A 22,622-nucleotide genomic window follows, 5' to 3' on the forward strand; every position below is an offset into this window, starting at 1 on the left:
AAAAAACCCGATCCTTCTGTCCAGGAACGGGTTTTTTCAGCTGGATTATATTTTTGCCGGCTGCTCCAATATCTCCACTACCCCCTGTGTACCATCCACACGAACAAACTGGCCGTCTTTCAATCGCTCCGTCGCACGATCAATACCGACAACAGCCGGAATCCCGTACTCCCTGGCCACGACGGAACCATGAGTCATCAATCCCCCGGCCTCCATGATCAGCGCTCTGGCGGAGTGGAACAAAGGGGTCCAGCCCGGATCGGTATAGGGAGCAACGAGAATATCCCCTTTTTCCAGATTCCCTTCTTCCAGGTTACGCACCACCTTGACATAGCCTTCAGCAAGGCCGGGGGATACCGGAATTCCGGACAAAGCGCCGGGAGGAACCTGCACACCGCTTCTCCTGCCGGTGATCACTTCGCCTTCGCTGGTCATCACCCGCGGCGGTGTCATTTTTTCATATCGGGCAAACTCCTGTTTGCGCATGGCGATCAACCGGGCGACATCCTCCAACCGGTTTTCCAGCAGAGCGATGATTTCATCCAAGGTCAGATAAAAAAGAGCTTCTTCATGCTCGATTGTTCCCCTTTCACGCAAAAACCGCCCCTCTTCCAGAATCGCTTGCCGGTAATGATCAAAACATCGGATGATCATATACTTGGGAAGTTCACGAAGCCCCATCAGATTGCGATAGACCGCGATCAGGCAGGAAATCCACTTCCGTTTCAACCATCCGCCCCGTTTTTTCCTTAAGCAGGCCAGAATCTCCTGTGCCGCCTCCTCCGCTTCCTTTTTGCCACGGTTGAATTTCTTTCGATGTTCCCCCGGTTCATTGCTGCGCATATGGCTTAAAATAGAAGGAACGAGCATCGTCGGCGATTCGCGCCACCTCTTCCTCGTCAGATCGATTTCCCCCGGACAGCGCATACCGTACCGTTCCATAAACCGGTGCAACTCTTTCTTAAATTCGGAACCTCCCGGAAACAGATCCAGCCCTTCATAAAACGTGCGATCCTCCGCTCTGTCAAGATAAGCGGCCAGCTGGGGATACGGCCGCAGGAGATCAGCCAGATCACCGATCATCAATCCCATTTCGCTCGTCACATTGCCGGGCAGCGATTTGTTCAAAGCGGCGATCTTTTCTGCTTGATCCTCTCCCAGCCACTTTTTGCCGAGATGCAAAAGCATTCTTTGCGCAACGAACGCCGCCAGCAGTCCGGGAGCCAATTCACGTCCATAAAACGATATCCAGTTTGCGATCCTGGCTCGAATCCGCTTGATCCGTTCCGGTCCGTTGACGGAAAAAATCTCGTTTTGGCACCGGGCGACGGCTTTCTCGACTGCTGCTTCCGCCCTCCGTGCCACATCCTGCAGATTTTTGCTGAACATCGTTTTTATCAGCCTCGGATATCCTTTAAGCATGCTGAAATAAAAAATCCCGATCAGGGGAATCATCTTGCATTTGGAAGCACGGTACAATGCGGCCTCCTTTAAAAAATCTTCACGGGCAAGGAAACGGGAGAGCGCATCGCTCATCAATTCATCATTGCTCTTGAGCGACCGGGGCAAACCTTTCCGAAATACTTTCCAGTACATCAGTTCCGTTGGATCAAAATAAAGCCTGCCTCCTGCTTCCACCAACATCCTGCCACGCGAATCCCCGGATCTCCTGCCTAATGGTAGCAACGTCCGCCAAACCGAAAGCGCCAGCGGTTTCATCGCGTCCGTCATCATCTGGGTGTGGCCAAACGAGCAAAACACACGCAAGCGCCCGTCAAGATGGGGAGGAAGAGGAAAAAGAGTGGTGATCGGCCGGCTTTGCAGGACAAAAAAGCGGTCACCGGACAATCCCCATTCGATATCCTGGGCTGCCCCGCAGTGACATTCAATCTTTTTGCCCAGCTCGGCCAGTTTCAAAATTTGCTCATCGGAAAGAGCCTGTTTCCTGCCCAGCTCGGGAGAGAGTTCGACGACCTCCATCCCTCCATTTCGCGCGGGAAGAATCACCTTGTTCTTTTCACTGATTTGCTTTTTCACAATTTCTCCGTTTCGGACCTGATAAAGATCGGCTGAGACAATACCGGAGACCAACGCTTCACCGAGTCCAAAACCGGCATCGATGGAGATCGTCCCACGATGACCGGAAACCGGATCAGCAGTAAATAAAATGCCGGAGACCTCAGACATGACCATCTTTTGCACCATTACAGACAAAAAGACAGTGCGGTGAGCAAAACCGTTCTTAATCCGATAGAGGATGGCCCTGTCTGTAAACAGCGATGCCCAGCACCTTTTTACAGCTTCGAGCAGTCGGGCAGCGCCTTGCACATTTAATATCGTATCCTGTTGTCCGGCAAATGAGGCTGTCGGAAGATCTTCAGCCGTAGCACTGGAGCGAACCGCATAAGCATGCTCCTGTCCCGATTGTTCCCATGCCCCGATGATTTCTGCCTCAAGATAGGCAGGGATGGGAAGCGATTGCAAGTGATCACGAATCTGCCGGCCCATAATCCGCACATCTTCAAGCTGACCGGGCCGAAGTCGATCAAGCGAATCAAAAAACCGCTTCATATCCTCGCTAGTTTCAATAAAGCGGCGGTATGCTTCAGTCGTAATGCAAAATCCCTCAGGCACCGGAAACCCCGCTCTGAGCAACTCACCCAAGTTGGCAGCTTTGCCTCCGACTTCAGGGAGATTTCTACGATCAATCTCATGCAAGTGCATCACAACTCCGGCCATCTTGGATCACTCCCCCTCCATCCAAAGAAAATTAAGACTATTCCATCCGCCCGTCTTTTGTTTTTACCACTGCATCATCACTTCAAATCCGCTCCGACCAAAATCCTGCACCTTGTCTGGCCTGAAACAATACACTAAATAAATCCATCTCCCCCGCCACATAATAAGATCATCATATTTTTCAGGGATTGGAGGGAAGGAGAATGAAGCACAGCAAATCGGAAAAACAGATTGCCGGGGAAAAAGCGACGGATTACATAAAAGACGGAATGGTGGTCGGGCTCGGAACCGGCTCCACTGTGTATTACACCATTAAACGGCTGGGTACCCTGGTGAAGAAAGGACTGAAGATTGAAGCGGTCTCCACTTCTTCCGCCACAACAAAACTGGCCAAATCTCTGGGCATTCCCCTGGTTTCGGCCAATGATGTCTCCCGGATCGATGTCACGATAGACGGAGCCGACGAAATCGATCCCCGTTTTTACGCCATTAAAGGGGGTGGCGGAGCCCTTCTGTATGAAAAAATTGTCGCATCGATCTCCCGGAAAGTAATTTGCGTCGTCGATTCAACCAAGCTGACAAACCAGATCGGCCGCTTTCCCCTCCCGGTGGAAGTAGTACCTTTTGCCTATAAACACGTTCTTAAAAAATTGGCAAAGAATGGACTCGAAGCAACCCTCCGTCTGAACGAAGATAAAAAGCCGTATCTCACGGATGAAAAAAACATGATTCTCGACCTCCGTCTCGGGCGGATTGAGTCTCCGACGGAATTGGCGGATTGGCTAAACGGAATCCCCGGGATTGTCGAACACGGACTGTTTATCGATTTAATCAACGAAGTCATGGTGGGAGAAAAAAATCTGTGCAAAATACTCAAACGAAAACAAGACCGTTAAGAGAAGCGCAGTTCCATGCTCTTCTCACGCATACGGAGAAGCCTCCCTGTTTTCCCTGTACTTTCGCCAACTGACAAATCCGAGCACACTGGCGATCAACCCGCTCACCCACAAAATCACTTTGAAAAAATCACCTTCATTCCAGCGATATACGGTCGCCATCACATCCCGTTCCGATCCGAAAAAAAGGGGATTGAGCAAACTCTTAAGCTGTGTCACCCCGATTTTCAGTTTGTCCATTTCCGTTTGATTGCGCAAAAAAGTGACCAATGAATCGACTTTGCTGATCGTAAAAGGGCTTTTGGCCACGATCAACGCCGGCCGGATGATCTGATAATGTTCATAAAACTGGTCGACCCCCTCTTGCACGGCATGACGATCGTTCATCCTGATCGCTTCGTCAATCATATCCAGATCTTTTTTCAATGGCTGATAATATTGCTGCCACATCGGTTGATTGGGATGGGTGAGTGCATCAAAAGCCAGCTGTAGGCGGGCAGCCGCATCCGCGATTTCCTTGCTGTTTGGCTGTACCCGGTTTAACGCCCCCTCCATCTCCATGATCACTTCCGCCAAAGCATGAATTGACTCAATCCGCAAATTCAGTTTGGTAAAATCCGCTTTGGAAAAACGGCCCGACAACTTCAACAGTTGGTCTCTCGCCTTTATGTATTCACCGGCACCGGCCCATTTGGCCACTTGATTAGCAAGGCGCGACCACTCCTCAGTCTCCAAAGAACGCATGCCGGTTGCATGAACGGCAGGGACCATCATTTGAAACAGGCAGGCAAAGATCACTGTCAGCCAAAATGTTCGCAAAGGTCCCACTCCTTTCTGAATCACCGATCACCTTACCTCATCCTATTCAGCTTGTTCATTCCGTTATGCCCGCAAAAATAAAAAAGCCGGTTATTTCCCGGCTGAAGACAAAAGGGATTCGTTTTTACGGCGCCGGCTGCTTTCCAGCATCGACAACGCGGAAAACAGCAATATCGAGGTGAAACTGAGAAGTACGGTAAACAGACCGACCCAGTCATCATATACTTCGAGGGCTGCGGTCAACCACGGATGAAGATCCAAACCATAATCCATCAGGTCGTTGAGCAATGTCCAGGCTGCCACAATTTGAATTTCCCGCCTCCTATAGGTATAAAACGGAACAAACAGCAACCCTTCCATCGCCATTCCGAAGTGGGAGAACATCAACATCCAATGCTGCCAGGACAGCGCCTCTGTAAACGGCAGCGGATCGAGCCATCCTTCCCAGATGATCATCACAACCGCCCAAATTCCGTATTTAAACAACGTAATTGAAGCGAATGCCTCCAGCAGGGGACTTCGCCGCGAACATAAATATCCCAACAGCACCAGGGTAAAAAAACCGCTCGCTGTCGGACTGTCCGGCACAAATATATCCAAAATCCGGGGACTCGTATCCATCAGTTGATTTTTGTACCAATAAAAACCGTAAATCGTCCCCAGAAAGTTGACAATGAATAAACTCCACAACACCCATCTCTGTTCCAAAAGACGTATGATCCAGTTTTTCATCCTGCTGCCACCTTTCTGCTTCCGACCCATGTTGTAAGCTGAGAAGAAAAAACCTGGCCACAGGAAAGGAATAGGCCAGGTTTGCTCTCCACTATTTCTGTTTTTGCTGCAACAGCCAATTGATCAATACTTGTTTTTCTGCCGGAGATCCTTGGAACATCCCAGCAGGCATGGCACCGCGGCCATGATCGATAATGTGGTTAATCTGATCATGGGTAAGCCGATTGCCCACTCCGAGCAAGCTGGGACCGTTTAACCCCTGCAGATGATCCCCGTGACATTTGATACAAGCATTTTTCTGGTAAATCCTGTATCCCTGTTCATTTAAACCTATAACCGTGGTATCATTTGGTTTGCGACCCGGTACGGATTCCGACTGCAGTTCGTGCTGGTATTCGGCCGCCCAGGTAAGAGCACAAATAGCGATCAGGGTGACGATCATGATCCCTGTAGCCATTGGCCGTTTGAGTGGTCGCCGCTCTTTGCTGCGGTCAAGCCACGGTACCAGCATCAATGCCAAAAAAGCAATGCCAGGCAAGAGCACGGTACCGATGACGACAAACGGACCCGATGCCCATTTATACTTGAGCAACTGGTATAAAAACAAGAAGTACCAGTCAGGCACCGGCAAAAAGCTGGTATTGGTGGGATCGGCCAGTTCTCCGAGCGGAGGTTCTTCCGACATGACCAACGTCATAAACCCGACGAGGAAAACAGCCGCCACCATCCACTCTTTCAGAAGGAAGTCAGGAAAGAAGGCTTCCGTTTTACCTGGAAACTCAGCATAATCCTTTGGATACAATTTCTTGCGGTCTGCACGAACGCGCGAGTCTCCCACATAGTGGACTTGTTTATCATTTCCATTGGAATGGTGTGCCAAGTGGATCCCTCCTCACGCGTAGACCTTATAGTGGTCCGGATATGCCCTGACGACGAATCAGGATAAAGTGAACGCCCAACAGTGCGAGCAATGCGGCCGGCAGGAAAAACACGTGCAATGCGAAGAAACGTGCCAGCGTTTGCGCACCAACGATATCGCCCCCTTGCAGAAAAGAAGCGATATAGGGACCAAGCACCGGAACGGATGCGGCGATCTGCACCCCTACCTTGGTCGCAAAATAAGCTTTATTGTCCCAAGGCAGCAGGTAACCGGTGAAACCAAGCCCCAACATCACGCCAAAAATCAACATGCCCACAAGCCAGTTGAATTCGCGGGGATGTTTGTACGATCCGGTAAAAAACACGCGCAGGGTATGTAAGAAAAGCATGACGATCGCCACACTCGCTCCCCAGTGGTGCATTCCCCTTACAATCGCCCCCATCGCCACTTCACTTTGCAAATAAGCGACACTGGCGTGAGCGTTTACAATGTCAGGTACATAGTACATGGCCAAGAACATACCGGAAAGGATCTGGATGACGACGACAAAAAAAGTCAAACCCCCGAAGCAGTAGATAAATGCTGAAAAATGATGGGCAGGGTTGACGTGTTCCGGTACTTCGTGGTCAGCGACATCGCGCCATAGCGGCGTAATATCCAATCGTTCATCCACCCAGTCGTAAATGGCGCGCAGCATTCGCTACACCTCCGTTTCACAGAGCGATTAAGTTTTTTGCAGTGGTCCAATCAACACTCTTCCATTTTCCACTTTTACTTCATAGCGGTCTAACGGCTTTGGCGGAGGAGTACCGGGTACGTTCGTCCCATCCTTGTAGTACCGGCCAAAGTGGCATGGACAGAAAAATTCATTTTTGTACATCGGGTTGCTGTTCCAGTTGACGGTACAGCCCAAATGTTTGCAAATCGGTGACAGGGCGATGATCTCACCCTTGACCCGAACCACCCATGCCGTCAACGTTTCCCCTTTTGGCGGATTATACCAGCCATCTTTCCGATGCTCCGTAAACTTGACTTGTTTGGGTATGTCAGTCACTTCTGACTCTTTCAGGTTCACGTCATGAAAATTGCCTTTTTCCCCTTTTCTAAGAATTGGGTCAATGGCGAAGCGAACCATCGGAAAGAGCATTCCCGAAGCCAGAAACCCGGCTGTCCCACCCAGCGTGTAGGTCAAAAACTGACGGCGGGAAACTTTTTTGCTCACGTGTCCGACCTCCTTCTATACGGCTTTCGAACCGTCCACTCGGACCGGAATCTTATTATGCTAGAACACCTATCTTTTACTAGGACATATACCATGATAGCGAATTAATTCCTTAAAAGTCAAGAAACTGTCATGACTTTAAGCCGACAATATTAATACTTTTTTTTGAAAATTTATGAATGATTTTGCCACATATTTAGTACTTTTTCAAAGAGTTCCCCGTGTTCCGACTCCAATGCCTCTTCAGCGGGCTGTCCTTCGGAACGGTTTACGACATGACAGACGGTGGAAATGAAGCCGCCCGGCGGTTCATCTTCCAGCCAGTCGGTCAAAAAACCCTGATTCGGGCCGGCGATCAGCACCAGATAATAGAATCCTGATTGATTCATCTCTCTTATTATTTCACTGATGTAGGCTTTAAATACATCAGGATTTTGACCAATATATGAAATTGAAGGGAGCAGCAGAATCCGCCCCGTCAAACTTTTTTCCAGCTCTTCCGCCACCGCTTCGACCAGACGGCTGTCCCCCGCTTCGACCGCCTTCTCCCTTAGGGTCAGGGAATGAACCGGGATCAGGAGCGTATCAACAAAAGCTGCAACTTCTTTCCACTCGTTCTCATTCATTCGTTTCCATCTCATATTTTGCCCTCTTTTCCGGAAAAATAAAAATGCCCAGCAACTTCTGCTGAGCATTATATCGAATCTGACATCAGGACTCCAGTATTTTAATCCATTGTTCGCTGAGCTGTAAAAACGCTTGTTCGTCCCGTTCTTCAAGGGCATGATCAATCTTTTTATACAATTCACGCCGCTGGAAATCTTTTACCGCCTGGTCAAGAAGCATCTCCGCGAACAGACTTAGCAAGTGATCTTGCACCAAGTCATGTTTCTCCATGGGATTAACCTCCAATACCGCGGCATATTCGGGTGATTTCGCCCGATCTTTAAAATAGAGGCCGATATATAAATCTTCATGCGGATAGGTCCGAATATCGTAAAAGGCGGTTTCCACATCAGCGCCTACTCGCTTGTTCTTCGTAAACCGAAAAGAAACCATCTTGCTGCACTTGGTCGAAATCATCATCGATTTCGGCAGATGGCGAACATGGTCAACAAAATGAACGCGTTTGAGAAGTTCGTCGCTTGAGGACAGGTAGCTGAGAAGCCATGCTGCTTCTTTTTTTTGCAGTTCGTATTTCTGCAAAAACCAGTGGATGAATTCCTTTTTCTCAGCCACCGAGACCTTGCTCTTCATCCTTCCCAACCCCTTAAGACACAAGCAAAGTTGAAGTTGATTCACTGTATGTTCCCAGAAGGGTGAAGTTTCTGTTTCCGTAATAATTGATTCGACCCATTTTTACTGATTTCCTGCTTCGGAACCCTCTTTTATGAATCCGTCCTCGATCGCCTGTTCGCGAAACGCAACGATTCCCCTCAACCATTTGATTCCCGAAGCAGTCAAGGAAACATAGGAAGTTTCCTCATCCCATCCCAGCGCGAGAACACCGAGATGAACCAGCATCTGCACTATTTTCTGAAACAGGCTCTCTTTCGTCTCGTAGAAATAAGGGGATAACCAAGGCTCCACCGCCTGATAAACCGCTTCAGTGCGAATCCAGCCCGGGTAACCGAGCAGAGTGATCCAGCGGACCACCATGGGCAGATGCGGAATCGGTTTGCGATAGAGCCGAAGCCAAAAACGCAACATTTGTTTTCCTTGGTCTTCTTTGCTTCTTAATTTCCCGGAACCAGCATCTGTTAAACATAAATATCCTTCTTCACTTTCGATAAAATACCCCTGATAAAAGGCATAATCGTACAGAAAGGCGAAGCGATCAGGATAGAGGTGATAACATCTGCCGAAACCGAAGCGGGGGCCTTTATGTTCCAAAGGTTTTTCTTCAATATAAAAAGTTTTGAATAACTGTTTTTGCTGTTGTTTATACATTGAACCACTGGCAGTAACCCGCACGATCTCTTTCGCCAAAAAATCAAGAAAATGATACAGATCTGCAACGATTTGCCCGCTCTCGTCCCGGTAAAAGGAAGGAGGCGTTTTCCGCACATCCCTGCTGTTTCTGTAAGGTTCAGCCAAAATATCCAACACCCGGTCTCTCATGTCGGAAGGCACATGATAGAGATATTGCGTTTGGTGTGAATAACCGGGAAACAACCAACCTCGTTTCAATGCGCTTACGATGAGCTTCCGCGGTTCTCCCTCTTCTCCCCTCAGGGCCGCCCTCCCTTTGGCAAGCAATTCCTCCATTGTAAAACTGGGACTTTGATCCAGAACCACCTGTTCCAAAAAAAGCTTTTCCGCCGTCGTGAGCTTCAAAATCATTTCCTTTATGTAGTTCTTTTTTCCCATCATCTGCAGCAGCGAACAGATTAAATCCCGTTTGGAATGAGACCCACGGCTTTGGCAGCCGTAATAGCGGTTCATTTGTTTCAAATGTTCAATGTCGGTATATGTAAGCCAGTCCGCCATCCGCATAGTCTGATCTTCCCTTCTGTCGCTAGTTATCCTTATTGTGGACGAAACGAAAGGAAGATAGACTCAGGTGGAAGTCAAAAAGTCGATTGATGAAGCCGTTCCTCTTTCATTCCTGCTCTCTCCTCGTCCAAATCGGTAATTTTAATCACGCGGCCAAACAGAAAGAGGAGCAGGTAAACCATAAAAATCTCGAGAGAACTAAAAAAATGCCAAGGAAAAAATAATACGAGCAGGTCTCCGAGCAAATTTTTCCAATCGCGACAAAAGGATTGAACAAGCGGCGCATTTTCCAACAATAAGGGTAAATGGAAGATGACGAATCCCAAAATCGACTGTCGCATCGGCAAATGATGGACGTGTTTTGCGGAAGATCCAAGCCCCAGATAGATAAAAAAAGTAAACGCTCCGACGATCAGAACCGTCCATTCTGTGACCATATCAGCAATAAGGGAATCATGAAACCACAAGGATATCAGAAAAGGAAAAAACCATTGCTTTAAGCTGATCACCACCGCCACAGTCAAAAAAATTTCTGCCCCGATGCGCCGATAGCGCTTCATCATAGACAACCACCACCTCATCACACCATTATGACAAAACGCATAAAAAAAGAACCGCCCCTGATCAAGGGCGGTGTGCACAGGACGTACAATATTGGATAGGAGTGGAGAGAAACCATACTGTATTTCCCATTATACGAAGCAGGTCGGACAAGGTCAATATGTTTTTCCTAATTTTCTGATTTGATTTAATTCCATCTCATGGATTTTATTGACAAATCCGGGAAACGATACATCGATGGCCTCCGTATGCTCGACAATCACTTCCTGTTCTGCCGCCAGCCCGGCAATAGCCATCGCCATGCCAATCCGGTGGTCGCCGTGGCTGTCACATCTTCCCCCGGATAAAACGACCGGCCCTTCAATGATCATTCCGTCTTCTGTCTCCTCGATTTTGGCCCCCAATTTTCGGAGTTCGTTCACCGTCGTCGCAATCCGATTGGTTTCCTTCACTTTCAGTTCTTCAGCGTCCTTAATGACGGTGGTTCCCTTCGCCTGGGTGGCGACCACGGCCAAGATCGGGATTTCATCGATGAGCCGTGGAATCAGTTCGCCACCGATCGTCGCACCTTGTAACTCACCGGCGGTCACCGTCACGCGTCCCACCGGCTCATTGCACCAGCTGCCCGTTTCTTCAATTTGAATTTTAGCCCCCATCATGGCCAGGGCATCTAAAATTCCCGTCCGCGTCGGATTGAGTCCCACATCCTCAATCGTCACCTCCGCCCCGGGAACGACCAGCGCTGCAGCCAGCAGAAAAGCGGCTGAAGAAATATCACCGGGAACTTGTACCCTTGCTGCGGACAAATGCTGTCCGCCGGCGAGGGAGACTTCCCGGTCGCGCACCTCCACCTGGCAACCGAACGCCGGCAACATCCGTTCCGTATGGTCACGCGAACGGCTTGGCTCGATGACGGTTGTCATCCCTTCTGCTTTTAAACCGGCCAGCAACAGACACGATTTCACCTGTGCGCTGGCCACCGGACTTTCATAACGAATCCCCGTCAGTTTGCTTCCCCGGACTGCCAGCGGTGTATAGCTTCCATCTCTCCGTCCGTCAATCACGGCTCCCATCCGGCGCAATGGTTTTACCACTCGTCCCATCGGACGGCGGCCAATTGATTCGTCCCCGACCAGCGTGGCAAAAATCGAACTGCCGGCGAGAATGCCGAGCAGAAGCCGGATCGTGGTTCCTGAATTCCCGACATCCAGCGGCACACGAGGCTCGGCCAGACCTGCAAAACCTTTTCCTTTGACTCGTACGGAAGTGGGAGATGTCCGCTCAATCTCCACCCCCATCTGACGGAAACAGTGAATGGTACTCAAGCAATCCGCACCCGGTAAAAATCCTTCGATTTCCGTGACTCCTTCGGCGATCGAGCCAAACATGACGGAACGGTGGGAAATCGATTTATCGCCGGGAACCTTCGTCGTCAATCGAAACGGCCCAAGACGCGATGTACGAATCATACGCTGACTTCCTCCAATCGTTCTTCCTCTGCAAATACGACATAGTTTGCCTCGCGCAATGCCATGATCGCGTTTTGATAATGTTTTTCCTGTTTAAAGGTCAATTTCAGCACACCGGGGATCTCTTCGCGGTTTTCCATCACTTCCAGGTTGCTGATATTGATCTCTTTTTCACCGAGCAGGGTAGCCACCTTTCCGATGATCCCCGGCCGGTCGGGAACGTCGACATAGAGGGTGTAACGACGTTCCAGTATTCCTTTTTTCCGGTCGGGAAGCTTGCTGCGAATGGCCCGGGAACGGGTGAAAAAATGTTCGATGCACTCCGGATCCGTTTCCATGATCGCTGAACGCACCCTTGCCATTCTCTCGATCCAGTCATCCATCAATTTGATCAGTTCTTCACGGTTGGTGAGCAACACATCCCGCCACATGATCGGATGGCTGGCCCCAATCCGGGTCAAATCGCGAAACCCGCCCGCCGCCAGACGATGAAACCATTCGTTATCCTCATTGTAATCCCCCACCATATTGACCAGCCCGGCGGCGATAATATGAGGCAAATGGCTGATTGCACCGACAATGCGGTCATGGTGCACAGGATCCATAATCACCAGTTCCGCTTTCGTCGCAAGCGCGAGCAAACGGCTCAATTTCTGGACGGCGGCGAGGGATGTGTGCGGTTCCGGAGTCAAGACGTAATAGGCATTTTCAAACAATAAAGATCGGGCGGCCTTGATGCCCGATTGATGTGAACCCGCCATCGGATGGCCGCCGATAAAAGTGATTCCGCGGCCGCTCAGCTTCCGGCCGCTGCGCACTATTTCCGCTTTTGTACTGCCGACATCGGTCACGATGCAGTTTTCTTTCAAAGGCAACAAGTTCAGCTCTTCAATTGTCTGTTTGATTTTCCCGACAGGAAGGGCGATGATGACCACATCCGCATCCCGGACAGCTTCGTCCAACTTCGTGGTGCCTTCATCGATGGCCCCGATGGCTTTGGCAAACTGCAAATCCTGCTCGTTTCTGTCAAAGCCAATCACAGTGACATTTGTTCGCTCTTTCAGTCCCAACGCCAATGAACCGCCAATCAGCCCGATTCCGAGTACGGCTATTTTTTCAGGCATTGCTTGGAATCGTTCCTTTCTTTTTCAGAAATTCGGCCAAGCTGTGCAAAAAGCGTTCGTTCTCTTCCTGTGTTCCGATGCTTACCCGAATGTGTCTCGGGAAGTCAAGCGCTTCTCCCGACCGCACGATCACCCCTTGACGCAGGAGAGCCTCAAACACTTCGCCCGCCGGGAAACCGGTATCGATCAACAGGAAGTTCCCGTGTGCCGGGTAATAGCCCAGCCCCCATTCCTCCAGTTTCTCCGTTATTTTTTTCAGTCCGAGCCTGTTCTGGTTGCGGCAGTAAACGACAAACGACTGATCTTCCAGTGCGGCGATCGCTGCAGTTTGTGCCAGACGGCTGACATTAAACGGCTCGCGAACGCGGTTGAGCTCGGTAATCACATCGGGATGGCCCACACCGTAGCCGATGCGAAATGCCGCCAACCCATAAATTTTGGAGAACGTGCGCAAGACCACGATCTGCGGATTGTAATCAAGCAAGGATAAGGAATCAGGATAGGACGGATCAGTCACGTACTCATAATAAGCTTCATCAATGACAACCAGCACGTGCTCCGGGACCCGGTCTAGAAAATCGCTCAGATCATCACCGGAGACAATGGTCCCTGTCGGATTGTTGGGATTGCAAATCCAGACGACCCGCGTTTTCTCAGTGATCGCCTCCAACATTCCCTCCAGGTCATGCACCCCGTTTTTAAGCGGCACTTTCACCGGAGTCGCCCCTTCGATCCGCACCACCGTCTCATAGCGCGGGAATGTGCGGTCGGCCATCACCGACTCCGTTCCCGGTTCCAGATAAGCGCGGGCAATCATTTGCACTACTTCATCCGAACCATTCCCGAAGATAATCCTGCGGGGGTCCGTTTCCAGATGCTCGGCCAGCTTCTCCCGCAGTTCCGGAGCCAGGCCCTCGGGATAAAGGTGAAAGCGTCCTTGCTCCCCGGCCAGCGCAGGCCAAACTTTTGGTGAACAACCAAACGGGTTTTCATTGGAGGCCAGTTTGATCACTTCCTCCAATCCCAATTCTCTCTTTACTTCTTCCAGGGGCTTACCCGGTTGGTAAACAGGCAATCCCCGGACGGTCGCCTTCGGTTGCATCTCATGATCCCTCTCTTTTTTTCCCTCTATCTTACTCCGTTTTCAGCTGTCTGACAAATGCTTTCACTTCGCTTAGTGCCCGCTTTCGGCTGTTCTCGGAAACAAGTGACGATTGAAGCTCTCCAATCCGTTTAACCAAAGCGCTTCCCACGACAACGCCATCGGTCCGTTTCCGGAAATGAGCCACGTGCTTCGATTCCGAAATCCCAAACCCAATCGCGATCGGAACCGGGCTCAATGAGCGCACCGTCTGCAAAAATTCATCGACTTCCCCGGAAAATCCGTGTCGCATCCCGGTTGTGCCGAGCGACGACACACAATAAACAAACCCTTGTGCCGAAGCGACAATATCGGCAATCCGCTGTCTGGAAGTCGGAGCGACCAACGGGATGACAGCCAGTCCCGCTTTTTGCCCGTACTGCCTTAATTCCTCACTTTCCTCAAACGGAAGATCAGGTACGATGATCCCGTCAAATCCGGCAGCGACCGCATCGCGAACCAACGCTGCCAGCCCGTATTGAAAAACGGGATTTGCATAAGTAAAGAGAATAAGCGGAACTTCCACTCCGTCTTCTCTTACTTTTTTGCCCATTTCCAGGGCATCGACCAGCGTTACCCCATTTTCGAGCGCCCGTTCGGAAGCCGCTTGAATCACCGGGCCATCCGCTATCGGATCTGAGAAAGGAACCCCCAGTTCAATCGCCAGCACGCCTTCTTCAGCCAGGCAGTGAATCAGTTCACGGGTAACGTCCAAACTCGGATCCCCACAAGAGATAAATGGAATGAGGACTTCTTCTTTGCGCTGAAATGCTTCTGTCAGGCGATTCATTCTCCGCTCCTCCTTCCTGCGCTGCTGATGGTTTCCACATCTTTATCGCCGCGGCCGGATAAACAGATGACCACTATTTCATTTTTGCTCCGCTTACGGGCGATTTTGACCGCTTCCGCCACGGCATGCGCCGATTCGAGCGCAGGCAGGATTCCTTCCGTCCGGCAGAGAAGCCCCACGGCATCAAGCGCCTCTTCATCGGTGGCATAGGTATAGCGAACGCGGCCCGTTTCCTTCAAAAAAGCATGTTCAGGACCCACACCGGGATAATCGAGACCGGCGGATATCGAGTGGGCTGGTGTCACTTGTCCGTGCTGATCCTGGAGGAAATAGCTGTACATCCCGTGCAAAACTCCGGGGCGGCCTTTACTTAAAGAAGCAGCATGGAAGGAAGTATCAACACCTTTTCCCGCCGCTTCGACTCCGTGCAGGCGAACCGTCTCGTCCTCCACAAATGCGGTAAACATCCCAATCGCATTGCTTCCACCCCCGACACAAGCGACTACATCATCGGGCAGCCTTCCTTCGGCAGCCAAAAGTTGCGCCCGCGTCTCATCCCCGATCACCCGCTGAAACGTTTTGACCAGCAACGGATAAGGATGGGGTCCAACGGAAGAACCGATCAGATAGTAGGCGCGATCCACCTGGGCAACCCATTGCCTTAGCGCCTCATTGGTCGCATCCTTTAATGTCCGGGTACCGGAAGTTACCGGAACTACCCTGGCCCCCAGCAATTCCATGCGAAACACGTTTAACTGCTGCCTTTTCACATCTTCTTCGCCCATATAGATTTCGCAATCAAGTCCGAGCAGGGCAGCGACGGTCGCTGTAGCCACCCCGTGCTGCCCGGCACCGGTTTCCGCAATCAGTTTCTTTTTGCCCATCCGTTTGGCCAATAACGCCTGGCCCAGGGCATTATTAATCTTATGGGCGCCCGTATGGTTCAGGTCTTCGCGTTTCAGGTAGATGCGGGCTCCTCCGGCATAATCGGTCAGCCGCTCTGCAAATGTGAGCGGGGTGGGGCGGCCGGAATATTCCTCAAGCCTCTCTCTCCAATTGTTCATAAACTCGCGATCTGCCAAGGCTTCGCGAAATCCCTGCTCCAATTCGATCAGCGCATTCATCGTCGTTTCCGGCACAAAACGGCCGCCGAAAGGGCCAAATCTCCACGTCGTCGCCTTCCCCTGACCGCCCAGTTTTTCATCTGTCTTCATTCCGCTTCACCCTTTCCGCAAACTTTGCCATCAATTCGGCCTTTTTTCCTCCATCTGCTTCGATCCCGCTGGAAACATCAACGCCATCCAACGGATAACGCGTGATGAGCGACCTGACATTCCGAACATTCAAACCGCCTGCCACCCACAGCGGGACTCCCGCCCTCCGGCACTCCTCATAAAAAGGCGGAATCTGATTCCAGTCAAAAGCCTGACCGCTTCCTCCCGACGTTCCGGTATCAAGGAGCGCCGCATCGATCCACGGCGCATATTGGGCAATTCGCTCTTCGCCGGCAATGCGGCCGGTAACATGAAACGTTTTAATCACCCGCACGCCAAATGCTTTTTTCACCGTGCGGCAAAACTCCGGCGTTTCTTCACCGTGCAGTTGAATGGCGCTTAAGGGAGCCACGGAAAGCCATTCTTCCATCTCCCTGAGAGACGGGTTTTGCAGCACACCAACCGTCCAGATTCCGGCCGGAACCTTGCGCACCAGTTTCGGCAGCATTTCCCGTTCAACCGAACGCTTTCGGCCGCGGACAAGGATGAATCCGATCGCATCAATGTCAAATTGAACGGCCTTTTCCACATCCGGTTCAGCAAAAAAACCGCAAAATTTAAGAGAAATGTTTTTATTCATACCGTGTACCCTCGATCAATTCCTTAACTGCTGCCCCCGGATCAGTTTGCCGCATCAAATATTCACCGATGAGCAATCCGTCCACGCCGGCGGCCAGCATGCGCTTCGCGTCTCCGATGGAGAAAACGCCGCTTTCCCCGATCACCGGAACCGAAGCGGATATCAGCGGCCGCAAACGTTCAGTGGTGGCAAGGTCAGTGACAAACGTATGCAAATTGCGGTTATTAATGCCGATCACATCCGCCCCGCACCGGGTCGCAGCCGGGATCTCCTTTTCTGCGTGCACCTCGACCAGCACTTCCATCTCCAGACGGTGAGCAATCGAGCTTAATTCCTGCAACCGGTCTTCCTCCAGCAGAGCCACGATCAATAAAATCGCATCGGCTCCCAGCAATTTACTCTCCAGCACCTGAAGCGGATCGAGAATAAAATCTTTGCGAAGCACCGGAATTTGCACTGCTTCTTTTACCGCTCGGAGCGATTCCGGATTTCCGTAAAAAAAGGAAACGTCCGTCAACACGGAAACAGCGGCCGCTCCTCCATTTTCATACCCTTTGGCCACCTGAACCGGATTCACCTCCGACCGGATCACTCCTTTTGAAGGAGAAGCCGGTTTCACCTCGGCAATCAGGGAAAGTCCGGTTTGCTTGCTCAGGGCCGCCTGCAAAGAACGACCTGGCGGCATCCGCCGCGCACGATCCCAATCCTCTTTGCCGAATCGTTCCCGCAGTTTGGCGATTTCCGCCCTTTTACACTCTTCGATTTTTTCAAGAAACATAGCGTACCTCCCGTGACATCCGAATCACTTGTTGCAGTTTTTTTGCCGCCATACCTGAATCGATGGTTTCCCGGGCCATCTGAACCCCTTCTGTCAAAGTGGACACCTTGCCGCCCACGACCAGGGCCGCACCCGCATTCAAGAGGACGATATCGCGCGGAGCTCCCCGTCTCCCGCTGAAAATATCCGCAATCAGCGCCGCGTTCTGCTGTGCCGTCCCCCCCTTGACTGCGGTGATCGGCGACCTGGATATCCCGAAGTCTTCCGGAATTACTTCAAAAGTCACCACCTTGTCTCCGTCAAGAGCGCTGATTCGGGTGGGAGCCGAAACAGAAATTTCATCCAATCTGTCCAGTCCGGCCACGACAAGCGCCTTTTTCGTCCCCAGTTCCTGCAGGACACAGGCCACTTTCTCCGTTAATTCCGGATCGTACACACCGAGCAGCTGATATTGCACACCAGCCGGATTGGCAAGGGGACCGAGCAGATTAAAAATCGTGCGAAATCCCAGTTCCGTACGAGTGGGCATCACATTTTTCATCGCCTGATGGTACAGCGGGGCAAACAGGAAGCAAACTCCCGTTTCCTGCAACATCAACTCCGCTTCTTTAGCACTGTGATGAATCTCGATCCCCAGCGCTTCCAATACATCGGCACTTCCGCTCTTGCTGGAAACAGCGCGATTTCCGTGTTTCACGATCGGAACGCCGGCCGCAGCGGCAACAAAAGCGACTGCGGTGGAGATATTAAATGTCTGTCCTCCGTCCCCGCCGGTTCCGCACGTATCGACCGCATGGGAAATTTCCCCTTCAAATCCGGTCATCCGGGCCCTCAGTCCCTGGGCAAACCCGATGATTTCTTCTGCCGTTTCCCCTTTCATGCGCAGGGAGGTTAAAAAGCTGCCCATCTGAGCGGGAGTGGCCTCTCCGTTCATCATTTCCTCCATCGCCTGACGGGCTTCTTGTCTGCTTAAATGCTTTCCTTCCACCATCTTTCTGAGCAAATCCCTCAACACGACAGCCCCACCGTCCTTTTTGCGGCAAGTTCCAGTGCTTTGAGCATCCCCATCGCTTTATTTACCGATTCCTGCAATTCCAGCTCCGGATCGGAATCCGCCACGATGCCGCCTCCGGATTGCACCGTCGCCTGTCCCTTGTGAAAATAAATCGTACGAATGGCGATGCATGTGTCCAAATTTCCGGTAAAACTGAGATAACCGATGGCTCCGCCGTAAACCCCCCGCAAATCGGGTTCCAACTCGCTGATTATCTCCATAGCCCGGATCTTGGGAGCCCCGGATAAGGTTCCGGCCGGAAAGCAGGCGCGAAACGCGTCGGCAGGGACTTTCCCTTCCTTCAGCTTTGCCTCCACATGGGAGACCAAGTGCATAATGTGAGAATACTTTTCGATTGTCATAAAATCCGTTACCGTCACACTGCCGATGTCAGCAACCCGGCCCAAATCATTCCGTCCCAGGTCGACCAGCATCACGTGTTCCGCCCGTTCCTTCTCATCGGCCAGCAAATTTTCCAACAATCGATTCTCTTCCTCCGCCGTTTTGCCCCGGGGCCTTGAGCCGGCGATCGGTCGGGTCTCTGCGCGCCCGCCGGTTACCCGCACCAGCAATTCCGGAGAGGTCCCGACAATCGTTTCCTCGCCAAGCCGCAAATAATACATGTACGGAGAAGGATTGAGCACCCGCAATACACGGTATACTTCAAACGGGTCGGGAGCCGGCGCCCACGTCAGTTTCCGCGATAAAACCACTTGAAACAAATCCCCGGCGCGAATATATTCCTTCGCTTTTTCCACCATCTTCACATACGCTTCTTTACTGAGATTGGCCGTGACGCTGCTTAAATCCACCGGTTCACGGTCGATGGTGACACCGCTGAAGGTGGCGGAAACGGGCTTACTGAGAAGCTCGTTTGCCCAGCGTTCCAAGTCTTTGACCGTCTCTTCGTATCGCTCCCTTAATTCGGCCTGCGAGCCGTTCTTTGGCACCTGCAAGTGCTGGATAAAAATCACTTCTTGTTTGAGATGATCAAACACCAGCAAGCGATCCATCACCATAAAATGAAGATCATAAGCGGAATTCTCCAGACCGGCCTGCTTTGCCACTGGACGGGCCGGTTCAAAAAAGCGGACGATTTCATAGCCGAAATATCCGACCGCCCCTCCCAAAAACGGCGGATACCCGTCATATACCGGGGAACGATACGCGGCCAGTTGTTCGTTCAAGTCGGAAAGCGGATCGGAAGTGACCGCTGTTCGTTCCCCTTTCTGGTCGCGAATCGCCATTCGCCCTTCCCGGCTCTTAATCACCCGGCACGGGGATGAGCCGACAAACGAATAGCGCGACCATCTTTCTCCACCTTCAACACTTTCAAGCAAAAAAGAGTACGGCTGATCTTTTACACGATCATATAATCGAATCGGGGTTTCCGTATCGGCAAGAACCGTTTTGCAAACAGGGATGACCGAAAAATCTCTGGCAAGTTTCACGGCCTCCTGCAAATCGGGGTAAATCAATGAACTCCCTCCTCTTCTGTCGGCAAGAAGAGAGAAAGGATATAGGGGAAGAATGGAGGAAAAATAAAAACCAAAGCAGAGCTGCTTTGGTTCTGGCGAAAATATATGTGAACAGCCTCCACTCAGCTCAAACTACGCTATATCCATTCTCTGCTCAGCTAAACTAAACCCTCTGAAATGTACAAAACAAGGTAAAATAAAAACACTCTCTCACAAACTGAATGATTTTCTTTTTCTCGTCTCATCTAAAACTGTATCGAACTTGTGTTTTTCTGTCAATAACCCAATTTCACTGCCGTCCGGATAATCATCCTTATGCCCGGCGAAGCTCCTTCAACACCTCGCGAATCGGTTCTTCGGCGACTCCGCGCACCAATTCGACACGGCCGATCTGCGGGGAAAGCACAAATGTATATTCTCCGCTCTGCACTTTTTTATCGCGTTTCATCGCTTCAAGCAAATCTTCTGCCGGCCAGGTGGTTTCCATGCGCACCGGCAGGGAAAATGCCTGGAGCAGCGCTTCCGTGCGTTCCACCAGCGCGGGAGAGGCTCCGACGACCTTTACACTCAGGCGCGCCGCACCGGCTATTCCGATGGCGACCGCTTCTCCGTGCGTGAAGGTGCGATAACCGGATACCGCTTCGAGTGCATGGCCGATTGTATGCCCGTAATTTAAAATCGCCCGGATTCCTGCCTCCCGCTCATCCTGGGACACAACCGCCGTTTTCACCTGACAGCCGCGGTAAATCGCTTCGATCAACGGTTCGGTTTCCAAGCCAAGCAGTTCCCCGGCACGATCTTCCAGCCAGGAAACAAAAGATTCATCCCAGATCAGGCCGTGTTTTAGCACCTCCGCGAAGCCGGAAACGACCTCTTTTTGGGGCAGGGTTTTTAATGTATCCACATCAAAGACGACCATGAGCGGCTGATGAAAAGCACCGATATAATTTTTTCCCAATGGATGGTTTACCGCCACTTTTCCTCCGACACTGCTGTCATGAGCCAACAGCGAAGTGGGGAGCTGAACGAAGGGAATCCCGCGCATATAGCTGGCCGCGACGAATCCCGCCAAATCGCCGACCACACCGCCGCCCAAAGCCAAGATCACGCTTCGCCGGGTCAACCCGAATCGAAGGCAATCTCCAATCACCCGTTCAAATTCTTTCAGGTTTTTGTTCTCTTCTCCCGCGGGAATCAGACTGAGACCGACCCGGTAACCAGCCTGCTGCAATATTTCCTGGATTTTCCCGGCATAAAGCGGACCAACATGGGTGTCGCTGACCAGCATGATGGTGCGATCCCGGCTCACGCCATGTTTCTTGAGCAAAGCAGGCAATTGCTGGTACGTGCCCGAGCCAATGTAGATGGGATAAGATGTCCGTTCCAAGGAAACCGTCAACGTTTTCATCAGAATTGGGCCGTCCTTTCCCGATAGCGCTTCACCTGTTCTGTCAATTCCATCATCGTGTCAGCCGGGAACTTTTCCAAAAGGGCATTGGCGATTTCCCATGCGACCACATTTTCCATCACGACACAGGCTGCGGGAACGGCGCAGCTGTCAGAGCGCTCAATGCTGGCCTCAAATGGTTCTTTGGAATCGATATCCACACTTTTCAGCGGTTTGTACAGGGTGGGAATCGGCTTCATCACCCCGCGCACGATAATCGGTTCGCCGGTCGTCATCCCGCCTTCAAATCCGCCGAGGCGATTCGTTGCGCGGTAAAAACCTTTCCCCTCCTCCCACATAATTTCGTCATGAACTTCTGATCCCGGAAGGGAAGCCATGGAGAATCCGAGCCCAAATTCGACGCCTTTAAACGCATTAATGCTGACAACCGCCTGAGCGATGCGGGCATCGAGCTTGCGATCCCAGTGGACATGACTGCCCAAACCGACCGGAGCCCCCTCGACCACCACTTCAACGATCCCTCCCAGGGAATCTCCTTCTTTTTTGGCACGGTCAATCGCTTCCATCATCGCCTGCTCCCCTTTTTTATCAAGGCAACGCACCGGCGAATCCTCAGCCACCCGTCTCATTTCCTCCAGCGGCAGATCGACCGGTTCCGCCGCAACATCCCCGATCCGCAGAACATGACCGGCAAGTTTGATGCCGCATTCCTCCAAAATCAGGCGGGCAACCGCACCGACAGCCACACGCGCCGCCGTTTCCCTCGCGCTGGAACGCTCCAGAACATCCCGCAGATCGCGGTGGCCGTATTTGATCGCGCCATTGAGATCGGCATGCCCGGGACGAGGCCGCGAAATCCGCCTTTTTTCCGCTTCTTCCGGAATCGGATCAACCCCCATCACTTTTTGCCAATGCGTAAAATCGCGATTCTCAATCACCAGGGTAACCGGAGCGCCTGTCGTTTGCTGAAAACGCACGCCCGACATGATTTTCACCTGGTCTTTTTCAATCTGCATCCGCCGTCCCCGGCCATACCCCTTTTGTCTCCTGGCCAGTTCAAAATCGATTTTTTCCTTGGCAAAAGGCAAATGGCTCGGCAATCCCTCAATGATCACGGTCAGCTGTGGCCCGTGTGATTCTCCAGCGGTCAAATATCTCATCTCAAATCTTCCTCTCTGTCT

At 51.5% G+C, this 22,622-nt stretch carries 22 protein-coding genes; 1 reads left to right on the top strand and 21 read right to left on the bottom strand.

What is annotated here, in order from left to right:
* Nucleotides 1-45: 45 nt before the first annotated feature.
* Nucleotides 46-2,739 (bottom strand): phosphoenolpyruvate synthase, encoded by a 2,694-nt coding sequence (locus I8U19_RS00615; protein WP_198054928.1) that lies wholly within the window; start codon nt 2,737-2,739, stop codon nt 46-48.
* 203 nt (nt 2,740-2,942) lie between these two features.
* Between I8U19_RS00615 and rpiA the strand changes: the two genes are divergently transcribed.
* Complete coding sequence (rpiA, locus tag I8U19_RS00620) at nt 2,943-3,635, top strand: ribose-5-phosphate isomerase RpiA (protein ID WP_198054929.1); 693 nt, start codon at nt 2,943-2,945, stop codon at nt 3,633-3,635.
* A gap of 24 nt (nt 3,636-3,659) precedes the next feature.
* Here rpiA and I8U19_RS00625 read toward each other — a convergent pair whose 3' ends face one another.
* The 20 genes from I8U19_RS00625 to aroC form a co-directional block, all read right to left on the bottom strand.
* Nucleotides 3,660-4,454, bottom strand: a complete 795-nt coding sequence (locus I8U19_RS00625) for a sporulation protein YpjB (RefSeq protein WP_033101411.1) — start codon at nt 4,452-4,454, stop codon at nt 3,660-3,662.
* 90 nt (nt 4,455-4,544) lie between these two features.
* Nucleotides 4,545-5,186, bottom strand: a complete 642-nt coding sequence (locus I8U19_RS00630; protein ID WP_033101412.1) for a DUF1405 domain-containing protein — start codon at nt 5,184-5,186, stop codon at nt 4,545-4,547.
* Nucleotides 5,187-5,277: 91 nt separating this feature from the next.
* Nucleotides 5,278-6,066: a menaquinol-cytochrome c reductase cytochrome b/c subunit gene (locus tag I8U19_RS00635; RefSeq protein ID WP_033101413.1), complete on the bottom strand. Its 789-nt coding sequence runs from the start codon at nt 6,064-6,066 to the stop codon at nt 5,278-5,280.
* 25 nt (nt 6,067-6,091) lie between these two features.
* Complete coding sequence (gene qcrB, locus I8U19_RS00640) at nt 6,092-6,763, bottom strand: menaquinol-cytochrome c reductase cytochrome b subunit (protein ID WP_033101414.1); 672 nt, start codon at nt 6,761-6,763, stop codon at nt 6,092-6,094.
* A 27-nt stretch (nt 6,764-6,790) separates the two neighbouring features.
* On the bottom strand, nt 6,791-7,288 hold the full coding sequence (locus I8U19_RS00645; protein ID WP_033101415.1) for a Rieske (2Fe-2S) protein: 498 nt from the start codon (nt 7,286-7,288) through the stop codon (nt 6,791-6,793).
* Nucleotides 7,289-7,461: 173 nt separating this feature from the next.
* Nucleotides 7,462-7,929 carry a DUF2487 family protein gene (locus I8U19_RS00650; RefSeq protein ID WP_198054930.1) on the bottom strand — a complete coding sequence of 156 codons (468 nt, stop codon included), beginning with the start codon at nt 7,927-7,929 and terminating at the stop codon, nt 7,462-7,464.
* 70 nt (nt 7,930-7,999) lie between these two features.
* A complete protein-coding gene (locus I8U19_RS00655; protein ID WP_033101417.1) occupies nt 8,000-8,545 on the bottom strand; it encodes a ReoY family proteolytic degradation factor in 546 nt (181 codons plus the stop codon).
* A 102-nt stretch (nt 8,546-8,647) separates the two neighbouring features.
* Nucleotides 8,648-9,784, bottom strand: a complete 1,137-nt coding sequence (locus I8U19_RS00660) for a hypothetical protein (RefSeq protein ID WP_033101418.1) — start codon at nt 9,782-9,784, stop codon at nt 8,648-8,650.
* A gap of 74 nt (nt 9,785-9,858) precedes the next feature.
* A complete protein-coding gene (locus tag I8U19_RS00665) occupies nt 9,859-10,347 on the bottom strand; it encodes a hypothetical protein (RefSeq protein WP_033101419.1) in 489 nt (162 codons plus the stop codon).
* 153 nt (nt 10,348-10,500) lie between these two features.
* On the bottom strand, nt 10,501-11,814 hold the full coding sequence (aroA, locus tag I8U19_RS00670; RefSeq protein WP_198054931.1) for a 3-phosphoshikimate 1-carboxyvinyltransferase: 1,314 nt from the start codon (nt 11,812-11,814) through the stop codon (nt 10,501-10,503).
* Nucleotides 11,811-12,938 (bottom strand): prephenate dehydrogenase, encoded by a 1,128-nt coding sequence (locus tag I8U19_RS00675; RefSeq protein ID WP_198054932.1) that lies wholly within the window; start codon nt 12,936-12,938, stop codon nt 11,811-11,813. Before I8U19_RS00675 ends, aroA begins: the two co-directional genes overlap by 4 nt.
* Entirely contained in the window at nt 12,931-14,040 is a 1,110-nt protein-coding gene (gene hisC / locus I8U19_RS00680) for a histidinol-phosphate transaminase (protein WP_198054933.1), read from the bottom strand. The genes I8U19_RS00675 and hisC overlap by 8 nt, the downstream gene beginning before the upstream one ends.
* A gap of 31 nt (nt 14,041-14,071) precedes the next feature.
* The gene (gene trpA, locus I8U19_RS00685) at nt 14,072-14,869 is read right to left on the bottom strand and encodes a tryptophan synthase subunit alpha (RefSeq protein WP_033101421.1); all 798 of its coding nucleotides are present in this window, start codon (nt 14,867-14,869) and stop codon (nt 14,072-14,074) included.
* On the bottom strand, nt 14,866-16,083 hold the full coding sequence (gene trpB, locus I8U19_RS00690; RefSeq protein WP_198054934.1) for a tryptophan synthase subunit beta: 1,218 nt from the start codon (nt 16,081-16,083) through the stop codon (nt 14,866-14,868). Before trpB ends, trpA begins: the two co-directional genes overlap by 4 nt.
* Nucleotides 16,070-16,723, bottom strand: coding sequence for a phosphoribosylanthranilate isomerase (locus I8U19_RS00695; RefSeq protein WP_033101422.1), 654 nt, complete (start codon nt 16,721-16,723; stop codon nt 16,070-16,072). Before I8U19_RS00695 ends, trpB begins: the two co-directional genes overlap by 14 nt.
* On the bottom strand, nt 16,716-17,501 hold the full coding sequence (gene trpC, locus I8U19_RS00700) for an indole-3-glycerol phosphate synthase TrpC (protein ID WP_198054935.1): 786 nt from the start codon (nt 17,499-17,501) through the stop codon (nt 16,716-16,718). Before trpC ends, I8U19_RS00695 begins: the two co-directional genes overlap by 8 nt.
* The gene (gene trpD / locus I8U19_RS00705; RefSeq protein ID WP_033101424.1) at nt 17,491-18,516 is read right to left on the bottom strand and encodes an anthranilate phosphoribosyltransferase; all 1,026 of its coding nucleotides are present in this window, start codon (nt 18,514-18,516) and stop codon (nt 17,491-17,493) included. Before trpD ends, trpC begins: the two co-directional genes overlap by 11 nt.
* A complete protein-coding gene (gene trpE, locus I8U19_RS00710) occupies nt 18,510-20,033 on the bottom strand; it encodes an anthranilate synthase component I (RefSeq protein ID WP_198054936.1) in 1,524 nt (507 codons plus the stop codon). The genes trpD and trpE overlap by 7 nt, the downstream gene beginning before the upstream one ends.
* A 313-nt stretch (nt 20,034-20,346) precedes the next feature.
* Nucleotides 20,347-21,441, bottom strand: coding sequence for a 3-dehydroquinate synthase (gene aroB, locus I8U19_RS00715; protein WP_033101426.1), 1,095 nt, complete (start codon nt 21,439-21,441; stop codon nt 20,347-20,349).
* Entirely contained in the window at nt 21,441-22,601 is a 1,161-nt protein-coding gene (aroC, locus tag I8U19_RS00720) for a chorismate synthase (RefSeq protein ID WP_033101427.1), read from the bottom strand. The genes aroB and aroC overlap by 1 nt, the downstream gene beginning before the upstream one ends.
* Nucleotides 22,602-22,622: the final 21 nt, after the last annotated feature.

Source organism: Thermoactinomyces sp. CICC 10523, assembly GCF_016055105.1.
Classification (GTDB): domain Bacteria; phylum Bacillota; class Bacilli; order Thermoactinomycetales; family Thermoactinomycetaceae; genus Thermoactinomyces_A; species Thermoactinomyces_A daqus.